Origin of the sequence: Paenochrobactrum pullorum, assembly GCF_041929845.1 — a bacterium.
Taxonomy (GTDB): domain Bacteria; phylum Pseudomonadota; class Alphaproteobacteria; order Rhizobiales; family Rhizobiaceae; genus Paenochrobactrum; species Paenochrobactrum pullorum.
This window is the reverse complement of sequence record NZ_JBHEEH010000007.1, coordinates 124,885-144,555: the sequence shown is the minus strand read 5'-3', so window position 1 is coordinate 144,555 and position 19,671 is coordinate 124,885. Positions and strand designations below refer to the sequence as shown.

Here is a 19,671-nt window from a genome sequence, read left to right as displayed (position 1 = left end):
ATGATTTGGAGAACCGTATTCCATACGCGCGATGATGCACAAAAAGCCATTGCCCAATATATTGACGGATTCTATAATCCTATAAGAAGGCATTCCTCACTCGACTATATGAGCACAGCTCAGTTCGAGAGAACGGCTGTTTAATATAAAACGCCTCTCCACTTTTACGAAGAAAGTACAGGGGGCGGTGCCTACCTTATATCGGAGGCATTTCGTAGAACGCTACATAATTACAGTTATAAATTTTTTTGATACTGTTAGCGATGTCTCTTATAGCAGATCCAGCAAGTCCACTTTGCGCCAGCCTTATTTAAATCTTATTGATCATAAGCATGGGTTCAATAATCAACCCGCAAATAGAGGTATTCTGACAAGCTTATTTTTCAACATAACGATTGAGCGTGAGACCGAAAAGAAAGCTATTTCAGCTAAATCAATAAATCGTGATCCGATAAAAATAAGCTGTTGAATGGGCCACGTTGTGCTAATGCTCTTCGCAACAGAGAGCAGTATGGAAATATGCTAAAATGGATTGGGTACCTATAATCTTCGTGATTTTCAAACTTGTCGTGCTTGGCATTTGCATGTTCTTTGCCATCAAATGGCATTATGATAAGGATGTGGAGAAGAAAAAAAACGAGGCAGCCGGTACATAAACACCACCCAACTTTTCAAAACATATATTAATGCGCTTAGAGCTCATAAGAACGATAAGTGGACATCGCCTACTCATCGTGAACTGCATAATATTGCCACTCAATAAAACATTGATGTCTCCAGATATAAAGGAAGCATCTTTTTAAAAAATCGCTGTTAACGGCACATATTCAAAGCAAGCTATTATTTGTTCAGAATTTCATAATAATAATATTTATTTATTTAAAATAGAAAATCATCATACAGCATCAATATAACTCATTGAACGACAACTCGATATATTATAAGTTATTTTACTTTAATTACTATTTTATTTCTACAATATATTAAGGTAAAAAATGTCATTATCAGAAGTAATCAATGTTTCCCGCTATGAAGACCCCGTTTGGCTACAATTTCATCAGGAACTGGAAACTTACTCCATAGATAAACATGTTTTCATACATACAAGCGGCGAAATATATCGAAAAGGCTGGGAATGGACCCAGTGTATATACGGCCTTGCCCAATTAGGCATGATTGCGCCAGACAAGCGGGCTCTAGGGGTTGGAGCCGGCCGTGAGCCTGTAATTTTCTGGCTTGCTGACCATATTGAAGAAGTCGTAGCAACAGACCTTTACGGCAATGAAACCTGGTCCGGAAAAGACGGCAATCATGGCCATGAAGCTCCGATAGACATCTTGAAAGATGCCTCAAAATACTCACCGAGACCTATTGCCCAAGATCGAATTCGTTTCGAGAATGCAGACGGAACACGTTTACAATATGAAGATCAATCATTTGATTTCTGTTGGTCTTTATCTTCTATAGAGCATTTCGGGGGGCATGATGCATCCTGCAAAGCTGTTCAGGAAATGTCACGCGTCACCAAGAAAGGCGGCATCATCTGTATCGCTACAGAATACATATTACTTGATGATACGCCCCATGATGAATATTTCACCAAGCAACAAATAATTGATTATCTGATCAACGCTAGCAGTGATTTAGAACTGGTCGATGGAATGTCATGGGAGCTTCCACCTTTCCCTTATTTAATTGATCAAATCTGCACGAATAGCGAGGGCGTTCACCGGCGCCGCAGGCATGTCGTTTTGAACGATGGTCACCATCAATGGACGTCATTTATCCTTTTCTTGAAAAAAATATAACAATGTTTTCTGCGGCTCAGCACACTCATTAAGACCATATTAAACGCAATGATATTGACAAAAATCTCATGGCTTTACTGGATAAAAACTTTCCAGTTCCTGAGCCAATAAAGCCACCAATTCAGCCGCAGGCATAGCGCGTGAAAGTGGTGCACCTTGCCCCGCCCATTGTGCGCCAAAACCGCTTTCATCCTTTGCTTTCGCCGCCTCATGCAAGGCTTTGGCCGCATCATAAGCAATCGGATAAGCAGGCAGTTCCAGATCACTCATCATTGTTTGCAATGCCGTATAGTGATTGGCAAGTGATCGCGCCGGACGCCCCGAAATAATCGGCGTCAACACCGTATGATGAGCACCATCACCTTGCAAAGCTATGCGATATGCATCATCGGCAGCCGATTCCGGACAAGCAATGAAAGCAGTACCCATTTGAGCCGCCACAGCACCATAATTTAAAGCCGCGGCAATACCAGCGCCATTCATAATTCCGCCTGCAGTGATCACGGGCAAATCGAGCTCACGTGTTAAAATTTGCGTTAAAGTCATTGCGCTCAAGCCATCATCTGCACCATTAGGATCAAAAATACCACGATGCCCGCCGGCTTCAATGCCTTGCGCAATCACAGCGTCAAAACCTGCATTTTTAATCAACAGTGCTTCATCAAGGCTGGTTGCCGAAGCCAATAATGTAATATTTGCTTGTTTGAGCGCTCTGACAGCTTCTTCTGAGGGCAAGCCAAAATGAAAACTTACCACCGCCGGTTTTTTCTCTAACATGAGTGGCAGCAATTCAGGATCATGTTTGAAACTTTTATAGATTGTTTTAAGTTGTTTCGGTGGCTCGGCCCCAAATTCCGCAAACAAAGGTGCCAACCTTCCAAGCCATGCCGCTTCACGCCTGGCATCAGCCTTTCCGGCTTCATGCGCAAAAAAATTCACGTTGAATGCACGATTGGTTCGTTGATGTAATTCATCGATCATCAAACGCGCACCAGTAGCATCCGTCGCACCGACACCGATAGAACCAAGTGCCCCAGCATTGGAGACTTCCGCAGCCAGAAGCGGCGTTGCAACGCCTGCCATTGGCGCTTGAATGAGGGGGATGGTAATACCTAATTTATCCAGCATTTATGCACCTCCGATAACGACTCAAACCATTTTCCAGCACGTGAATATAGCGCCTTTTTTGTAAGTGATGCAAAACTTGCCATCTGGCTTACTCACCTTTATCTGTGATGAGAAGCGCCAAGCTTGGGTAACGTCTTGATGAGGAGAAACCATGTCTGGAATTGTTCTGAAGCCAATCATTCGCATTGATGTCTCCAATGATCTTGGACAAGCGCAACGCATTGGACGCGGTAAAATCCAGCTGTTAGAGCTGATTAAAGAAACCGGTTCCATTTCATCCGCTGGCAGAGCGATGAATATGTCTTACCGGCGCGCATGGATGCTGGTTAATGCCATGAATACAATGTTTTCAAAGCTGGTTGTCGATTCCCAACGCGGCGGCAAACATGGCGGTGGCGCAATTGTTACCCCTTTTGGTGAAGAACTGATCGCACAATTTCGCATCATGGAACAGCAGCTAGCACTCGCAATTGAGCCACAAATGCTATGGTTGCGCGAAAATTTAAACGAAACACTCAACACGGCACAAGACTAGATGCAGAATTTCTGTATTCGCTAATATAAATGCCGATAGTGAGTAAGGTTTGACAAGCGTTATGTTTTATAAAATATAATGCAAAACTATAATAAATCATCCTTTCATGGATAATTGCAGACACGGCTTACACGGGAACCATCAGAATGCGCTTTTTAACGCTTTTCGTTGCGGCATTTTTTGCCATTACAGGCTCTCTCTCGGCACGACCTTTTACAGATTCCGCAGGGCGCACAGTTGAATTACCCGATACAGTCAATTCTGTACTGGCCGCAGGCCCTCCCGCATCAGTGCTCATTTATACTGTCGCACCGGAAAAACTTGCCGGTTGGGTGCGTGAACCAAGTGCTAAAGACAAAGAATATCTGCTGAAATCCGTTGCCGACTTGCCTACCTATGGCCGTTTGACCGGCAAAGGCGGCACAGCTAATATTGAAGCGGCTCTTGCTGCTAAGCCGGATTTTATTCTTGATGTCGGCACGATCAATGACACTTATATTTCATTGGCCGATAAGGTGCAGGAACAAACCGGCATACCGTATATTCTCATCGACGGCGGTTTTGATAAAACCGCAGATGTTTTCAAGCTTGTCGGTGAATTGCTCGGAACAGATGAGCGCGGTCAGCAATTAGCTGATTATGCGACTAAAACCATTGACGGCCTGCATGTCAGACTTGGCAATATTGCGCCTGAAAATCGCCCAAGCGTTTATTATGGCCGCGGTGCCGATGGTTTGGAAACCGGCATGGACGGCTCCATCAATCTGGAAATTCTAAACTTTGTCGGCGGGAAAAATGTAGCCGCAGTTACCGGCAAAGGTGGTCTGACCAATGTGTCGCTTGAGCAGGTTCTCACATGGAACCCGCAAATTATCTTAGGCTCTGATGAGAAATTTGTTGCCTCAGTTAAGGCAGATCCATTGTGGAAAGATGTGAATGCCGTGCAAAACGGTCTGGTTTTCCGCACACCAATGTTACCTTTTGGCTGGTTTGACACCCCCCCGAGTGTAAACCGCCTCATTGGTGTACGATGGCTGGAACAAATCCTCTACCCCGACAGTTTTGAAGGAGATTTGCGCGCAGAAACACGTGACTTCTACAAATTGTTTTATCAAGTGGATCTGTCGGACGCACAAGTGGATGCATTATTGCATCATGCAGTGCGTTCCAAATAATGACAGGCAACAAAAAAGGGCTGGCTGCTCATGCTTTTCAAAAGCGGCCAGCCCTTATTTTTTATCTCTTTGTTTTGGCAATACTGGCGGTTTTATCTTTAACCATCGGCAAATATCCGCTGAGCTTTAAAGATATTGCCGATGTGATGCTCCATGCTATTTCTCCGAGCGCTGCCGAGCCCAATACAATGGCACAAAATGTCATCTGGAACATTCGACTGCCTCGCATATTACTGGCACTGTTAGTCGGCGCATCCCTTGCCGCGGCAGGTGCCATCTATCAGGGTATTTTCCGCAATCCGCTTGTTTCACCAGACATTCTGGGCGTTTCGGCAGGTGCAAGTTTAGGTGCCATCTTAGGGCTCTTCTTGTATTTGCCGGTTGTTACCGTACAGATTTTAAGCTTTTGCGGTGGATTATTGGCCGTTGCAGCGGTTTATTCGCTGGGGCTTGCCATCCGCAATCGTGATCCGGTGCTGGTATTGGTTTTAGCCGGCATTGCTATCGGGGCTTTGGTAGGTGCTGCCATTTCTTTATTGAAAATTTTAGCCGATCCTTACGATCAACTACCCGCCATCACCTATTGGCTGCTTGGAAGTTTGACAGCCGTCACCAGAGCGGATGTTTTATCTGTTTTGCCTGCTTTTGTGCTCGGTTTAGTGCCGCTGATGATTTTACGCTGGCGGGTCAATTTACTCACCTTAAGCGATGATGAAGCCAAGACCCTTGGCGTTAATACCGCTATTTTGCGCCCGCTCTTGGTTGCTTCAGCCACTTTAATGACGGCGGCTGCCGTTTCCGTTACCGGCATTATCGGCTGGATCGGCCTTATTATTCCGCATATTGCACGCCTTCTTGTCGGGCCCGATTTTCGAAAGCTCTTGCCTGTTTCAATGATTTTAGGCGCGGGCTATTTGCTGATTGTCGATCTATTGGCGCGCTCCATTGCAACCATTGAAATACCGCTCGGCATTTTAACCGCTACTGTCGGCGCACCATTTTTCATCTGGCTGTTGGCTTCAGGTAAAAGAGGCTGGCAATGAGACTAAGCGCTGAAAACCTGAGTTTTGGCTATGGCAAACAGATTATCGCTCAAAATATCAGTTTCACTGTTGAACAAGGCGAAGTGTTATGTTTGCTTGGCGCCAATGGCGCCGGCAAAACGACACTTTTTAAAACACTGCTTGGCCTCATGAAACCACATCATGGCCGCATCACATTGGATGATGAACCATTGGAGCAGTTAAGCCTTCACCAGCGCGCCCGTAAAATTGCCTATGTGCCGCAAGCCCATAATGCGCTTTTTCCGTTTGATGTGTTGGATGTAGTAATTATGGGTGCAGCCGCACAATTAAGCCTGACCGCAAAACCTTCCATATCAGAAGTGAATGAAGCAATACAATTGCTGACACATTTCAACATGGCGCATCTGGCCGACAAAGCTTATACGGAAATCAGCGGTGGCGAGCGCCAGATTGTGCTGATTGCACGGGCGCTTATGCAAAAAGCGCAAATTTTGGTGATGGATGAGCCAACGGCTAGCCTTGATTACGGCAATCAGTTGCGCATTTTGCAGCTGATTAAAGAGCTTTCACAATCCGGTATCAGTGTCATCCTATCAACTCATAATCCCGATCATGCTTTTATCTGCGCCGACAATGTCGCATTACTGCATCAAGGCACACTTATTGCTACCGGCACACCACTAGCGGTGATCACGCCTGAAAACTTGAAAAAGATTTATCAAATCGATGTCACAATCGGCCGTCTTCACGGCAGTCCCTACCCGCTTTGCGCCCCTGTTTTACTTGAAAGCGAACATCTATGAGTGAACCAACACAAAAACCAGACAATGATCTTCGCCTTAATGAACGCGCAGTGACACCGCCCAAAGCACAAGATGCAGGACTTGAATTTGTCGGCCGTATCACAACACCTTGGACATCACGCACAGACTGCCCGCGCCAAGGCCGTCATGACGGGCCTTTATGTCAAATTGAAATTTTTGAGCCCTGGGCAGAAGCTTTAGAGGGCGTTGAAGAATTTGAACGCTTGGAAATTCTTTATTGGCTGCATCAATCTCGCCGCGATCTGATTTTACAAAGTCCGGCCAATAATGGCGAGACACGCGGTACATTTTCCATCCGCTCACCAATCCGGCCAAATCCGATCGGTACATCTATCGTTTTGCTCGAAAAAAGAGAGAATAATATTCTTTGGGTGCGCGGGCTTGATTGCCTTAATAACACGCCTCTTCTCGATTTAAAGCCGGACAGATCCACCTTCAAACCTCTGGCCACCCCATAAAAGGGCGATTTTGATATCTGCCCTTGAAGAACACTGCGCTTGAAATAGAAATTCCAAGCGCAGTTGCCATTTAATTTAAGCCGTTATTTCTGAGAGCTTAACAGCGCGTTTTTCACGAACCGATTTGAGCGCTGCTTCGGCCAATGCCAATGCCATCAAACCATCTTGCGCCGATGGCGATGCAGGGGTTTTATTGTCCAGCACATCAATAAAGGCAGCAATTTCTGCTGCATAAGCTTGCGTGTAACGCGTCATAAAGAAATCATGCAATGGAGGTCGGTTATAACCGGTTTTCGTCGCCACTTCGATGGAAACAGAGCGCTGATTCTCAGCTGAAACGGCCCCCAGCGAGCCATGCACTTCAATGCGCTGATCATAGCCATAGCTTGCACGACGTGAATTAGAGATCATGCATTGCTTGCCGCTGGCAGTGGTCAAAATCACGCTTGCGCTGTCAAAATCACCAAGTTCGCCAATTTTCGGATCAACCAAAACCGAGGCAGATGCCATCACGCTGTCAATTTCTTCGCCTAGCAAATAGCGCGCCATATCAAAATCATGAATGGTCATATCGCGGAAAATACCACCCGAAACGGTAATATATTCTGCCGGAGGTGCACCCGGATCACGGCTGGTAATGGTCACCATTTCCACATCGCCAATGCGGCCTTCATCAATGGCAGCACGGACAGCCTGAAAATGGGGGTCAAAACGGCGGTTGAAGCCAAGCATCACCGTTGCATTGGTTTCAGCAATGGTTTTCAGGCAATCGCGTACGCGATCTATGCTCAAATCCACCGGCTTTTCACAGAAAATCGCTTTGCCGGCACGTGCAAAACGCTCAATCAAATCAGCATGCGTGTTGGTAGGCGTGCATATCAGTACTGCATCCACATCATCTGACTGTTCGATCTCTTCAGTGGTGCGAATTTCGCAATCACCAGCCATTTTTGCAATAGCTTCAGCAGAGGGCGCATGTGCATCCGCCACAGCAACAAGACGGGCACGCGGATCAGCCGCGATAGCGCTCGCATGAACCTTGCCGATACGACCTGCTCCTAAGAGCGCAAGACGGGTTACCATAAATGTCTCCTCCCATTCACATTCAAGATACTTCGGCACATTCAAGAACCTGTGGTCAAAAGGCATCAGCAATGGAACAGTCATGGTTAGTTGTGGAATATTTATTCTATTTTGCTAGATTGTGATATAAGTTATGTCAAGAGGGCAGAAAATTTCATACACATTGCGCGTATAAAATGAATTGCACTGCACGGATTGAAATTTCGAAAGAGCTGCGATGGACGATTTACTGCCGCCGGAAAACATAAAAGAATTTGAAGCGCGGCTTTTGGAAGTTTCGCCTGATCTGCCGAAGCGACTGAAACAATGCGCGGATTTTGTTGCCGCCAATCAGGACAGAATTGCGGTTTCCACCGTTGCCGAAATGGCAGAAGGCGCTGGCGTGCAAAGCTCCGCTTTTATGCGCTTCTGCCAGATTATGGGCTTTTCCGGCTTCTCCGAAATGCAGCGCCTGTTCCGCAATTCATATGCGGGCGGATGGCCGGATTATAATACAAGACTGCATCATTTACGTGAAACTGCCAGTGGCAGCGCTTCCGCCTTGCTGGCAGAATTTGCGGAAGCCGGACGCACCTCACTCGAATCTCTGCTCGGCACAATTGATCCGCAGGCACTTGAAGAGGTTGTGCAAACGCTATCTCAAGCTCGGATGATCCATATTGTTGGCCTGCGCCGTGCTTTTGCTGTTGCCAGTTATCTGACCTATGCTTTAGAAAAAATGGAAGTTCCTGCGATGCTGCATAGCAGCGTCGGGCGACTTGAAACCCCGCACGCTATCCGTGAAGGCGATGTGTTGCTGGCTATTACCTTCTCGCCTTATTCCGCAGAGACGGTTGAATTAACAGAGCAAATTTCAGGACGCAACATTCCGGTTGTTGCGATCACCGACACGATCGTCAGCCCTTTATGCCGTATAGCCAAGCAATCATTGCTGGTATCTGAAGTCGATTTTGGCGCGTTTCGCTCGCTTTCTGCCACTCTTTGTCTGGCAATGACTTTGGCTGTGGCCGTGGGCGGCAACAGACAGGAGAACATTTAAAAATATATTTGATTTTGATATTGCCAGTCTAAAAAATAGAATTTAAAATCTATTTTGAAATACAATGGAATATCAGTATCAATTCATTTGGAATACCAATGGTGACAGACTGATAGTATGATGCGGGGAGGCATATGACTAAAGCACTGGATCTGATTACGATTGGGCGTTCTTCTGTTGATCTTTACGGCGCGCAAGTGGGCGGGTTGTTGGAAGATATGGCCTCTTTTAACAAATATATCGGCGGTTCTCCCACCAATATTGCCTGCGGCACAGCGCGCTTGGGGCTGAAATCAGCGCTCATCACCCGTGTCGGCAATGAACATATGGGGCGATTTATCCGCCGTGAATTGGAACGCGAAGGCGTGAATATTCAAGGTGTTGTGACCGATCCAGAGCGCCTCACCGCGCTTGTGCTGCTTGGTATCCGCGATCAGGAACAATTTCCACTGATTTTTTACCGTGAAAATTGTGCCGATATGGCGCTGTGCGAAGATGATATTGATCCGGATTTTATCAGCCAATCCCGTTCCATTTGCGCCACCGGCACGCATTTGTCGCATCCGCGCACTGAAGCTGCCGTTTTAAAAGCTTTGCGCATTGCCCGTGAAAATGGTGCCAAAACCGCACTTGATATTGATTATCGTCCCAATCTTTGGGGGCTTTCCGGCCATAATGATGGTGAAAACCGCTTTATCTCGTCACAGCGCGTCACTGAAAAACTACAATCCACCTTACATTTATTCGATCTCATCGTCGGCACCGAGGAAGAGTTTCATATTGCTGGCGGCAGCACCGACACATTGGAAGCTTTGCGCAATGTGCGCAGCGTTTCTCAAGCAGTGCTTGTCTGCAAGCGCGGGCCAATGGGTGCGGTTGTCTTTGAAAGTGAAATTCCGGCAAGCCTTGATGAAGGACAAACGGGTGAAGGTTTTCCAATTGAAGTTTTCAATGTGCTTGGCGCAGGTGATGGTTTCATGTCCGGCCTATTATGTGGCTGGCTGAATGATGAAGATTGGCCGACATCTTTAAAATATGCCAATGCTTGCGGTGCTTTTGCTGTCTCGCGACATGGCTGCACGCCGGCTTACCCAAGTTGGGAAGAGCTGCAATATTTCTTTAAAACAGGTATCCGCAACAAAGCCTTGCGCAAAGACGAAGCGCTGGAACAAGTGCACTGGTCCACCAACCGTCATGGCGAATGGCCACATATGCGTGTCTTTGCTTTTGATCACCGTTATCAGCTGGAAGATATTGCCAAGGACTGTGGCGCACCGCTCGAAAAAATCGGCGAATTTAAAAAGCTCTGCCTCAAGGCTGCGATGAAAGTTGCCGGACAAGACCCGCACAATCAAGGCTATGGGATTTTATGCGACAGCCGCCTTGGTCGCGATGCACTTTATCAGGCATCTGGCTCCAGTCTTTGGATCGGACGTCCGGTGGAATGGCCAACCTCGCGACCGCTCACTCTTGAGCCGGAGCTTGGGCTGGACTATGGCGGCCTCAACGAATGGCCGGTTGAGCATGTAGTTAAAGTTCTGTGTTTCTATCATCCCGATGATGATGAAGCGATGCGGAAATCTCAGGAGAAAACCGTCAAACGGCTTTTTACTGCGGCGCGCCGCAATCGCTTGGAACTGCTTTTGGAAATTATCCCGTCCAAGGTTGCGCCTGTTGATGATGAAACCAATGCCAAAATCATCGAACGTTTTTATGAAATAGGCGTTTATCCTGACTGGTGGAAGCTGGAGCCTCTTAAAACCAAGACTGCATGGCAAAATGCCTGTGATGCGATTACCCGCAACGATCCCTACACGCGCGGCATTGTCGTGCTGGGGCTGGAAGCACCGCAAGAAGAACTGGCGCAGAGCCTGAAAATTGCCGCTGAATTTGATCTGGTCAAAGGTTTTGCTATCGGTCGCACTATTTTTGCTGATCCGGCACGTCTTTGGTTTGAGGGTAAAATGAGTGATGATGAAACGGTCAATGAAATGGCCACACGGTATCAAAATCTTTGCAATATCTGGGATGGCGTGCGCCAGCAGCAGTAAAAAAGTCAGCCTATGTGCCGACAAACATGCCAAAACATGATTGGGAGTGAGATCATGAAAACAGTCCGACTAACCGCTGCACAGGCAATGATCCGTTATCTTGCCAATCAGATGACGCCGGAGGGAGAGCCATTTATTGCCGGTTGCTGGGCGATTTTCGGTCACGGTAATGTGGCGGGCATTGGCGAGGCTTTATATGCCGCGCGCAATGAAATGCCGACATGGCGCGGCCATAACGAGCAAACCATGGCGCATTCCGCCATTGCTTATGCCAAACAACTTGGCCGCAAACGCGCCTGTGCTGTCACCTCATCCATTGGCCCCGGTGCGCTCAACATGGTGACGGCCGCAGGCTTGGCACATGTTAACCGCTTGCCGGTTTTATTTATTCCAGGTGATGTTTTTGCCAATCGCGGCCCCGATCCGGTGCTGCAACAAATTGAAGATTTCAATGACGGCACGGTAAGCGTCACCGACTGTTTCCGCCCTGTCAGCCGCTATTTTGATCGTATCACAAGGCCGGAACAATTGCTCACCGCCTTGCCGCGTGCTTTGCGCACTATGACAGACCCGGCCGATTGCGGCCCTGTAACCCTTGCCTTCTGTCAGGATGTGCAGGCAGAAGCCTATGATTATCCGCTTTCATTCTTTGAGCGCAAAGTCTGGCACCAACGCCGCCCCGAACCTGATCAGTTTGAATTGGCGAGAGCGATTAAAGCCATTCAGGTAGCCAAAAATCCGGTGATTATTGCAGGCGGCGGTGTGCATTATTCTAGCGCTTGTGAAAATTTGAAACATTTTGCCGAAAAGCACTCCATTCCGGTGATTGAAACACAGGCCGGAAAATCTGCTTTACCGTGGGATCATCCGCTTAATTTTGGCCCTGTCGGTGTTACCGGCGCCTCAAGCGCCAATAAAATCGCTGAAGATGCTGATCTCATCATCGGTATCGGCACGCGTTTTCAGGATTTTACCACCGGCTCATGGGCACTGTTTCGTAATCCGGATTGCCGGATATTGGCGCTTAATATACAACCCTATGACAGCGCCAAGCATGATGCTTATGCCTTAGTTGCTGATGCAAAAACAGGGCTTACAGCCTTAACCGCAGGACTTGCCGATTACCGCGCTACCGCACCCGATGCTGCACTCAAAACCGCATGGTTTGCCAGTGCCGATCAGGATACTGCTGCGCCCAAAAACGATAATCAATTGCCAACCGATATGCAGGTGATTGGGGCAGTGCAGCGTCAATCACGCGAAAACACGGTTGTGATGTGTGCAGCAGGCACCATGCCTGGTGAATTGCACCAGCTCTGGAAAGCCTCGCGCCCGATGTCCTACCATATGGAATACGGCTTTTCCTGCATGGGTTATGAAATCGCCGGTGGTTTGGGCATCAAAATGGCCGAACCGGAGCGCGATATTATCGTGATGGTGGGGGATGGCTCTTATATGATGGCCAATTCCGAGCTTGCCACTGCGGTCATGATGGGGATCAAAATCACGGTCGTGATTACCGATAATCGCGGCTATGGCTGTATCAACCGCTTGCAAATGGCAACCGGTGGAGCCGAATTTAACAATCTGCTTGATCACAGCCATCATGTGAACCCGTCGAATATCGACTTTGCTGCTCATGCTCGCTCTATGGGTGCAGACAGTTATAAAGTCTCATCCATTGCAGAACTTGAAGCGAGTTTAGCAAAAGCACGGGATAGCGACAAAGTCAGCGTCATCGTGATCGATACTGATCCCTATCCTACCCCTGCCACTGGTGGTTACTGGTGGGATGTCGCCGTGCCTGCGGTCTCCGATCGCGTTGAAGTACGCGAAGCCCGTAAAATTTATGAAGCCGCTCTGAAAGAAAGAAACTGAGTGATGATCCTCTACGGTACAAATCCAATCGCATGGACCAATGATGATGACCGAAGCCTTGGTGCCCATATCTCGCTCGAACAATGTTTGGATGAAGCTTCCGCTATCGGTTTTGACGGCATTGAAAAAGGTCACAAATTTCCGCAGGAGCCTGTGGCGCTTAAAGCCGTGCTTGAACCGCGCAATTTACGTTTTATTTCCGGCTGGCATTCGCTCAACCTGCTGACAAACAACATTGAAGACGAGAAAAAAGCCATGCAGCCGGCGCTTGACTTATTAAAATCGATGGGTTGCAAGGTGATTATCACTTGCGAAACATCCAATGCCATCCACGGCGATAACGACAAAGCGCTGGAACTGCGCCCGCATCTTAATGCTGATGCATGGAAAAAGTTTGGCGCTGGCGTTGAAGAGCTGGCAAAATTTGCAGCCACCCAAGGCATCACTCTCGTTTATCATCACCATATGGGCACGATTGTTGAAAGCGAGGAGGAGATTGATCTCTTCATGCAAAACACAGGCACGCACACCAAATTGCTGCTTGATACCGGTCATTGTCTGTTTGGGGGTGGCAATCCGGAGCGCGTTGCCTACAAACATATGGCACGTGTTGCCCATATTCACGCCAAAAATCTGCGCCCCACCATTGCGGCAGAAGTTAAAGAGCAAAAGCTTTCTTTCCTTGAAGCTGTGCGCCGTGGTGCCTTCACCGTACCGGGGGATCCAGAAGGCGGCGTCGATTTTGTGCCGGTATTAAAAATTGCTGCGGAACATGGCTACGAAGGATGGGTCGTGATTGAAGCCGAACAGGATCCGGTTGAGCGCAATCCGCTTGAATATCAAACACTGGGCTTAAAATCCTTGAAAGCATATGCCCATGAAGCTGGTCTGGATAAAGGATAGGTTATGGCAAATCTGTTACGTAAACCCGTCGGAACGAATGGTAAAGTACATGATATTACACCGGAAAGTGCCAATTGGGGCTATGTCGGCTTTGGTCTTTACCGTCTAAAAGCCGGTGAGAGTGCAACAGAGGCAACCAAGGATACCGAAGTCATATTGGTGCTAGTTGAAGGCAAAGCAAAAATCAGCGCCAGCACTTCCGACAGCAAAAGTGATTTTGGTGAACTTGGCGAGCGCATGAATGTATTTGAGCGACTGCCGCCGCATTGCGTCTATATTCCGGCGCAAAGCAATTGGCAGGCTTTAGCCACAACCGACTGCACATTGGCCATTTGCACTGCCCCTGCTAAAGCCGGACGTCCGGCACAAGTGATAGGGCCAGACACCATCCAACTCGAACAACGTGGCCAAGGAGCAAACACACGCTTTATCCATAATATTGCAATGGAAGGACGTGATGTAGCCGACAGCCTGTTGGTGACAGAAGTCTTCACCCCGCAGGGCAACTGGTCGTCCTATCCACCACATCGACACGATGAAGATAATTATCCGGACATGACCTATCTGGAAGAAACCTATTATCATCGCCTCAACCCATCACAGGGCTTCGGCATCCAGCGCGTCTTTACCGAAGACGGCAGTTTGGATGAAACAATGGCGGTTGCCGATGGTGATGTCGTTTTAGTGCCCAAAGGCCACCACCCATGCGGCGCACCATATGGCTATGAAATGTATTATCTCAACGTGATGGCAGGGCCTTTACGCAAGTGGCGCTTCAAAAATCACCCTGCTCACGACTGGATTTACCAACGCGACAGCAAAAAAATCTGACTATCAATTGAATGTGATCAGGATTTTTTTGCCTTATTTCGACCCAAAATTAAAACAAATGCACTTTCAAAATATCATGCCGAAGAGGGATTAAAGACCCTCTTCGGATTTTTTTATATTAGAAATCAATAATTTATGAATTTTTTATGACATTCGTGATCGGTGCAATAATTCTTGATTTTCTTCGCCTCATTCATTGTCAACTATAAAAACACACAAAAATGTGATTGTTCAATCTTGTTCAACACTTCGTTACTATTCCAACTATTGTTTATTCGGGAAAATCACCCCAAATTAGGTTCATCAGAAGCAGTGACGGCCTTAAAGCCAACATCCTCCCAATATGGTCACTGCAAAATATGAAGAATGGAAAATATAATGCGTAAAATTCTTATTGCTACTCTTGCTATTTCAACACTTGCTTCAGCTTCTATTGCATCAGCTTCCACATTTACTACTACCGGTACAATTGAAAAACTGAACATGTTTGCAAACACTGTACAGCTTGCTGACGGTGACTCATTTAAGCTTCCTAGCGGCACAGACCTGAGCGGTGTTTCTGCTGGTCAGAAAGTGCAGATCAACTGGTCTTCGCAGTCGCCTTCATGGATTGCAAACCCAGGCAGCGATACAGATCGCATGCAGCTGAATGCTGACAGCATCTCACTTGCTCATTAATTTCTATTAAAAGTTTAAAAAACGGGCGCTGTTTTTATCAAACAGCGCCCGTTTTTTTATAGATTTGCAATTTTTTTCAGCGCCTCAACTGCGTTAGGCGCTGCCGCAAAAACCGGCGAACCTTTGGTCAAATTATCACCATCAACGGGAAACGGATAACAATAGCCACCCGCCTCCTCGATCAGACAAAAAGCGGCCATGCAATCCCAAGCGTGCATATAGCCTTCAAAGAATCCGACCAATCGCCCTGCGGCCACATAAGCCAACATCAAAGCGCCGGAGCCATTACGGACAAAATTGCCCTTTTCTTCCAGTAAACGCTCAATTACACCTGCCACAAAAGCCGGTGTGACATGACTGTTAGCGCTGATCGCCGTTACGCCTGTCTGTACGGTGTTCGTTAAATCAACCGAGATGGTTTTGCCGTTCAAAACAGCGCCCATGCCAGTAGCTGCCGCGTAAAGCTCTTTGTGGCAAGGTGCAGAAATAACCCCGATAACAGGCTTGTCCTGATATAAAACTGCAATCGACACACACCAATTCGGCATGCCGTGAACAAAGGGGCTGGTGCCGTCAATCGGATCAACCACCCATGTGTAGCCACTTGTGCCCCTGTTCAGACCATACTCTTCACCTAAAAATCCGTCATCGCCAAAATGTGCGGATACCTCATCACGAATGAGCGTTTCAACATTGCGGTCGGCAATCGAAACCACATCCTGCGGATCGCGTTTGATTTCAATGACAAGTGTTTCGCGCCGATTGAAATAATCCAGAGCTAATGCTCCGGCTTTTTCCGCAATCATTTTTGCCAATGCAAATCTTTGCTCAACTGCAAACGTAGCCGCTGCCACCATGACATTCCCCTTTCGAACCAATGATTTTAATGATGGATAAGCGCCAATCCGCGCCCTTTCAAATGCACGGAAACAGACGTATTGCGCGGCAATGGCTCTTCGGCTTCCGTATCCACGACAAATAATTTGCCGTGTTCGGTTTCCACCTCATATTCGATATGGTCACCCAAATAAGCTGAATGAATAATACTGCCCATCAAATCGCCTTGCGTTGCCGGTTGCAGCCCCACAGAATTTGGCCGCACCGCTAATTGTGCTTTACCTAAACTGGCATGTTTGCTTGGCAACCTATGAGCCAAATCACCAATATGCACTGTAGCGATACCATTTTCATAACAGCTGACTTCACAGGGCAACACATTGGCCTCCCCCATGAAGTCCGCAATGAAGGCAGAAGCCGGCGCTTCATAAAGATCGCGCGGCGAGCCTTGTTGCGCAATATTGCCATCTTTCATCACAATGATCGTATCTGAAACCGCCAGTGCTTCATCCTGATCATGAGTCACATAAACGGCAGTGAAGCCAAGTCGCTGCTGAAGTTCGCGAATTTCAGTGCGTACCCGACGCCTCAACCTCGCATCCAGATTGGAAAGCGGCTCATCAAGCAACAAAACCTGAGGTTCCAGCACCAAAGCACGAGCAACCGCCACACGCTGCTGTTGCCCGCCGGAAAGCTCTGCCGGCAGCCGGTGCCCCATACCGGCCAAGCCTACCAAAGCCAGCCCCTCCTCTGCTTTTTCTCGTGCTTCCGCCTTTTTCAAGCCTGATGACAACAAACCATATGCAACATTATCCAATGATGTCATATGCGGAAACAAAGCATAAGACTGGAAAACCATCGATACATCCCGCTCATTGGCAGGCAGATTGGTGACATCTTTATCGCCGATCAGCACCCGCCCCGCGGTTGGATGCTCCAACCCTGCCAACAGGCGCAAAGTGGTGGTTTTACCGCAGCCCGATGGACCCAAAAGCGTCACCAACGTGCCCGGTTCCACTGTCATGGACAAATCCGGCAGCGCGGTGAAATCACCAAACTTTTTGGTGACATTCTGAAAACGGACAGACCCTGCTTTAATCATAGTCATACAGCACTCTCCTGTTGCTGTGAGGCTTTGGTGACGGCTTTACTAACGGAAGCAATGCGGTTTTCACGCCGCAACTGGCGCTGCCCGACCAGCAGCTGGAACGTTGTTATCACCACCAGCATCACGACGATAAGCATCGAGGAATAAGCAATAGCCACGCCAAATTCACCGTTTTCCACCAGACCGACAATATAAGATGTAGCCATATTATATTGGGCGCTGACGAGGAAAATTACCGCGCTGATCGAGGTGATCGCCCGCACAAAGGAATAAACCAATGACGCAGTAATGGCAGGGCGTAACAGCGGCAGAATAACCTTGCGCAAAGTACGCAGACTATCGGCACGAAGCGTCAGCGACGCCTCATCAAGGCTGCGGTCAAGCTGGCTCATTGCAGCAATACCACCACGAACCCCCACCGGCATGTTGCGGAAGACAAAACAGGCAATCAGCACCAAAGCGGTTCCGGTCATCTCCAACGGCGGCAGGTTGAAAGCCATAATATAGCTGACACCAATAACCGTACCCGGAATGGCAAAGCTCAACATTAGCGCAAATTCAAACACGCCACGCCCGTAAAATTTCTGCCGTACGATCAAATAGGCCGTGAGCATTCCAACCGCTGCGGTCAAAGGCGCGGAAATCAGCGAAATTTCCATGGTCGTCCAGAAGGAGTTCCACGCAACACCCGTCCATGCAATGCCATCTTCGGTAAACGCGACCGAAAAAGCACGGCGATAATGATCAATTGTCAGCGTATTATCGAGCCCCCATGTGGTGACAAAACCACCGACAATAATCATGCCATAGACCACAAGCGTGAATATCCCCCATGGAATGACCAGCGCATAAACACCTATTTCGAGAGATTTCGGCAACGCCGCATGCATGCCGGAATCGCCCTTGCCAGTGACGGTCGCGAAATTTTTGCCCGACAACCACATCCGCTGAATGAGAAAGGCGCTCAGCGTAAAAAATAACAACACAATTGCCAGCACAGCCGCGCGTGACGGGTCTGTTTGCGAACCGACCACAGCAAAGAAAATTTCCGTTGAAAGCACCCCGTGACTGCCGCCCAACACCATCGGATTGCCAAAATCAGCCATGCTTTCAATAAAACTGATCAGAAAGGCATTAGCGATACCTGGTGCCATCAATGGCAAAGACACATGCTTAAATGTGCGCCAACGATCAGCGCGCAAAGTTTGCGACGCTTCTTCCATTGAAGGCGAAACACCTTCCACCACACCAATCAGCACTAGAAATGATATCGGCGTAAAAGAAAGAACCTGTGCAATCCAGATACCGGTAGTGCCATATAACCAGCGCCCCGGTTCAATGCCGAGAAATGAAGATACCGCCTGTGTGGCAACACCGGCACGGCCAAAAAGCAAAGTCAGCGCCAAGCCGATAACAAATGGTGGCGTGATAATCGGTAAAATTGTTAAAAGGCGCAGACCTTTTTTATAAGGAAAATTGGTGCGCGTGGCGAGCAATGCAAAAGCCAATCCCAGCACAGTGGAACCGCTCGCCGTCATCAGTGCCAACCATAAAGTGCGCCATGCCACCCCACAGCGGGTGCCATCAATTACACAGCCCAAACTCCAGATCGACGGATCTTGAATATTGCGTATAAAACCATCGGGGTTGAAAGAACCGTCAAAATCCTGCACCGAACCTGAAAACATGCTGAACAGCGGAAAGAAGACAAAAACCACCACCAAAACCGACAGCATTGAGATGGAAGCTAAAATAAAAGCATCCCCTTTCAGCACGCCGCGTTCAGCCATACTGAAGGCAAATATTAAAACAAAACAAATACCTGCAATGACCGCACCGGCACCAAATGCTGGTTGCCCATCCGGCAACATGCCAAAGAGATTTTCAATAAATAACCAATTCCAGCCGCCAAAACCAATCGCCAGACCTTGGAACGCCAGATATAAAAAGCCGAGCACACTCAAAAGCGTCAATAAATAACTGCGTTTTTGTGGTGCCGCCAATAAACGTACAGCGCCACATAGCAGCATCAGCAAAACAATACCCCAAAGCCAGAAGCGATTATAAGCCAGCAATTGCATCATGCCGGAACCGTGATCCTGATTGCTCAAAGAATCCGACACCCACTTCAAACTAAAGAAGCCGCCCTCAACGCGATACCAAGGCAGCAGGATAAAACTGGCCAAAAATATGCCCAGCACAATATCCAGTCTACGGTTTTGCTGTTTCATCACATGCCCCGCTTTCTGATTGAATGAAATGGCTGACCGCAGGCCTTTTAAAAAAGCTGCGGTCAGATATTTACTCTTT

19 protein-coding genes are annotated in these 19,671 nt (G+C 47.9%); 14 read left to right on the top strand and 5 right to left on the bottom strand.

Features of this window, described 5'->3' with window-relative positions; all coding sequences use genetic code 11:
* From JNC77_RS11815 to JNC77_RS11805, 3 genes are all read left to right on the top strand, one after another.
* A partial coding sequence (locus tag JNC77_RS11815; protein WP_374832735.1) for an IS3 family transposase occupies window positions 1-144 on the top strand: 144 nt, incomplete at its 5' end.
* A 383-nt stretch (window positions 145-527) separates the two neighbouring features.
* Window positions 528-656: a hypothetical protein gene (locus tag JNC77_RS11810; RefSeq protein ID WP_374832723.1), complete on the top strand. Its 129-nt coding sequence runs from the start codon at window positions 528-530 to the stop codon at window positions 654-656.
* A 339-nt stretch (window positions 657-995) separates the two neighbouring features.
* Entirely contained in the window at window positions 996-1,808 is an 813-nt protein-coding gene (locus JNC77_RS11805) for a class I SAM-dependent methyltransferase (RefSeq protein WP_374832721.1), read from the top strand.
* Between the two features lie 66 nt (window positions 1,809-1,874).
* Here JNC77_RS11805 and JNC77_RS11800 read toward each other — a convergent pair whose 3' ends face one another.
* Entirely contained in the window at window positions 1,875-2,936 is a 1,062-nt protein-coding gene (locus JNC77_RS11800; RefSeq protein ID WP_374832719.1) for an NAD(P)H-dependent flavin oxidoreductase, read from the bottom strand.
* Between the two features lie 151 nt (window positions 2,937-3,087).
* Here JNC77_RS11800 and JNC77_RS11795 point away from each other — a divergent pair, with 151 nt between their 5' ends.
* From JNC77_RS11795 to tsaA, 5 genes are all read left to right on the top strand, one after another.
* The gene (locus JNC77_RS11795) at window positions 3,088-3,471 is read left to right on the top strand and encodes a winged helix-turn-helix domain-containing protein (protein WP_374832717.1); all 384 of its coding nucleotides are present in this window, start codon (window positions 3,088-3,090) and stop codon (window positions 3,469-3,471) included.
* A 146-nt stretch (window positions 3,472-3,617) separates the two neighbouring features.
* Complete coding sequence (locus tag JNC77_RS11790; RefSeq protein ID WP_374832715.1) at window positions 3,618-4,646, top strand: iron ABC transporter substrate-binding protein; 1,029 nt, start codon at window positions 3,618-3,620, stop codon at window positions 4,644-4,646.
* Complete coding sequence (locus JNC77_RS11785; RefSeq protein WP_374832713.1) at window positions 4,646-5,689, top strand: FecCD family ABC transporter permease; 1,044 nt, start codon at window positions 4,646-4,648, stop codon at window positions 5,687-5,689. The genes JNC77_RS11790 and JNC77_RS11785 overlap by 1 nt, the downstream gene beginning before the upstream one ends.
* Complete coding sequence (locus tag JNC77_RS11780) at window positions 5,686-6,474, top strand: ABC transporter ATP-binding protein (protein ID WP_374832711.1); 789 nt, start codon at window positions 5,686-5,688, stop codon at window positions 6,472-6,474. The genes JNC77_RS11785 and JNC77_RS11780 overlap by 4 nt, the downstream gene beginning before the upstream one ends.
* Window positions 6,471-6,953, top strand: coding sequence for a tRNA (N6-threonylcarbamoyladenosine(37)-N6)-methyltransferase TrmO (gene tsaA / locus JNC77_RS11775; RefSeq protein ID WP_374832709.1), 483 nt, complete (start codon window positions 6,471-6,473; stop codon window positions 6,951-6,953). The genes JNC77_RS11780 and tsaA overlap by 4 nt, the downstream gene beginning before the upstream one ends.
* A gap of 75 nt (window positions 6,954-7,028) precedes the next feature.
* Here the strand turns inward: tsaA and iolG are convergent, their stop codons facing one another.
* On the bottom strand, window positions 7,029-8,036 hold the full coding sequence (gene iolG / locus JNC77_RS11770; RefSeq protein WP_374832707.1) for an inositol 2-dehydrogenase: 1,008 nt from the start codon (window positions 8,034-8,036) through the stop codon (window positions 7,029-7,031).
* 217 nt (window positions 8,037-8,253) lie between these two features.
* Between iolG and JNC77_RS11765 the strand changes: the two genes are divergently transcribed.
* The 6 genes from JNC77_RS11765 to JNC77_RS11740 all read left to right on the top strand — a co-directional run bounded on the left by JNC77_RS11765 (window position 8,254) and on the right by JNC77_RS11740 (window position 15,416).
* On the top strand, window positions 8,254-9,075 hold the full coding sequence (locus JNC77_RS11765; protein ID WP_374832705.1) for a MurR/RpiR family transcriptional regulator: 822 nt from the start codon (window positions 8,254-8,256) through the stop codon (window positions 9,073-9,075).
* 134 nt (window positions 9,076-9,209) lie between these two features.
* Window positions 9,210-11,126, top strand: a complete 1,917-nt coding sequence (locus tag JNC77_RS11760) for a bifunctional 5-dehydro-2-deoxygluconokinase/5-dehydro-2-deoxyphosphogluconate aldolase (protein ID WP_374832703.1) — start codon at window positions 9,210-9,212, stop codon at window positions 11,124-11,126.
* 54 nt (window positions 11,127-11,180) lie between these two features.
* Entirely contained in the window at window positions 11,181-13,004 is a 1,824-nt protein-coding gene (iolD, locus tag JNC77_RS11755) for a 3D-(3,5/4)-trihydroxycyclohexane-1,2-dione acylhydrolase (decyclizing) (RefSeq protein ID WP_374832701.1), read from the top strand.
* Window positions 13,005-13,007: 3 nt separating this feature from the next.
* Complete coding sequence (gene iolE, locus JNC77_RS11750; protein ID WP_374832733.1) at window positions 13,008-13,907, top strand: myo-inosose-2 dehydratase; 900 nt, start codon at window positions 13,008-13,010, stop codon at window positions 13,905-13,907.
* Window positions 13,908-13,910: 3 nt separating this feature from the next.
* The gene (iolB, locus tag JNC77_RS11745) at window positions 13,911-14,738 is read left to right on the top strand and encodes a 5-deoxy-glucuronate isomerase (protein ID WP_374832697.1); all 828 of its coding nucleotides are present in this window, start codon (window positions 13,911-13,913) and stop codon (window positions 14,736-14,738) included.
* A gap of 378 nt (window positions 14,739-15,116) precedes the next feature.
* Complete coding sequence (locus JNC77_RS11740) at window positions 15,117-15,416, top strand: hypothetical protein (protein ID WP_374832695.1); 300 nt, start codon at window positions 15,117-15,119, stop codon at window positions 15,414-15,416.
* A 56-nt stretch (window positions 15,417-15,472) separates the two neighbouring features.
* Here the strand turns inward: JNC77_RS11740 and JNC77_RS11735 are convergent, their stop codons facing one another.
* The 3 genes from JNC77_RS11735 to JNC77_RS11725 are packed head-to-tail and all read right to left on the bottom strand — an operon-like array spanning window position 15,473 to window position 19,592.
* Window positions 15,473-16,273 (bottom strand): inositol monophosphatase family protein, encoded by an 801-nt coding sequence (locus tag JNC77_RS11735; RefSeq protein ID WP_374832693.1) that lies wholly within the window; start codon window positions 16,271-16,273, stop codon window positions 15,473-15,475.
* A 26-nt stretch (window positions 16,274-16,299) separates the two neighbouring features.
* A complete protein-coding gene (locus tag JNC77_RS11730; RefSeq protein WP_374832691.1) occupies window positions 16,300-17,361 on the bottom strand; it encodes an ABC transporter ATP-binding protein in 1,062 nt (353 codons plus the stop codon).
* The gene (locus JNC77_RS11725) at window positions 17,358-19,592 is read right to left on the bottom strand and encodes an ABC transporter permease (RefSeq protein WP_374832689.1); all 2,235 of its coding nucleotides are present in this window, start codon (window positions 19,590-19,592) and stop codon (window positions 17,358-17,360) included. The genes JNC77_RS11730 and JNC77_RS11725 overlap by 4 nt, the downstream gene beginning before the upstream one ends.
* Window positions 19,593-19,671 lie beyond the last annotated feature (79 nt).

Excerpts from the sequence above, each read along its gene's own strand:
- JNC77_RS11760 (WP_374832703.1), top strand. The coding sequence starts at position 9,210 with ATGACTAAAGCACTGGATCTGATTACGATTGGGCGTTCTTCTGTTGAT.
- JNC77_RS11725 (WP_374832689.1), bottom strand. The coding sequence starts at position 19,592 with ATGAAACAGCAAAACCGTAGACTGGATATTGTGCTGGGCATATTTTTG.
- JNC77_RS11795 (WP_374832717.1), top strand. The coding sequence starts at position 3,088 with ATGTCTGGAATTGTTCTGAAGCCAATCATTCGCATTGATGTCTCCAAT.
- JNC77_RS11800 (WP_374832719.1), bottom strand. The coding sequence starts at position 2,936 with ATGCTGGATAAATTAGGTATTACCATCCCCCTCATTCAAGCGCCAATG.
- tsaA (WP_374832709.1), top strand. The coding sequence starts at position 6,471 with ATGAGTGAACCAACACAAAAACCAGACAATGATCTTCGCCTTAATGAA.
- JNC77_RS11735 (WP_374832693.1), bottom strand. The coding sequence starts at position 16,273 with ATGGTGGCAGCGGCTACGTTTGCAGTTGAGCAAAGATTTGCATTGGCA.
- JNC77_RS11785 (WP_374832713.1), top strand. The coding sequence starts at position 4,646 with ATGACAGGCAACAAAAAAGGGCTGGCTGCTCATGCTTTTCAAAAGCGG.
- JNC77_RS11780 (WP_374832711.1), top strand. The coding sequence starts at position 5,686 with ATGAGACTAAGCGCTGAAAACCTGAGTTTTGGCTATGGCAAACAGATT.
- JNC77_RS11805 (WP_374832721.1), top strand. The coding sequence starts at position 996 with ATGTCATTATCAGAAGTAATCAATGTTTCCCGCTATGAAGACCCCGTT.
- JNC77_RS11790 (WP_374832715.1), top strand. The coding sequence starts at position 3,618 with ATGCGCTTTTTAACGCTTTTCGTTGCGGCATTTTTTGCCATTACAGGC.
- JNC77_RS11740 (WP_374832695.1), top strand. The coding sequence starts at position 15,117 with ATGCGTAAAATTCTTATTGCTACTCTTGCTATTTCAACACTTGCTTCA.
- iolB (WP_374832697.1), top strand. The coding sequence starts at position 13,911 with ATGGCAAATCTGTTACGTAAACCCGTCGGAACGAATGGTAAAGTACAT.
- JNC77_RS11810 (WP_374832723.1), top strand. The coding sequence starts at position 528 with ATGGATTGGGTACCTATAATCTTCGTGATTTTCAAACTTGTCGTGCTT.
- iolG (WP_374832707.1), bottom strand. The coding sequence starts at position 8,036 with ATGGTAACCCGTCTTGCGCTCTTAGGAGCAGGTCGTATCGGCAAGGTT.
- iolE (WP_374832733.1), top strand. The coding sequence starts at position 13,008 with ATGATCCTCTACGGTACAAATCCAATCGCATGGACCAATGATGATGAC.
- iolD (WP_374832701.1), top strand. The coding sequence starts at position 11,181 with ATGAAAACAGTCCGACTAACCGCTGCACAGGCAATGATCCGTTATCTT.
- JNC77_RS11765 (WP_374832705.1), top strand. The coding sequence starts at position 8,254 with ATGGACGATTTACTGCCGCCGGAAAACATAAAAGAATTTGAAGCGCGG.
- JNC77_RS11730 (WP_374832691.1), bottom strand. The coding sequence starts at position 17,361 with ATGACTATGATTAAAGCAGGGTCTGTCCGTTTTCAGAATGTCACCAAA.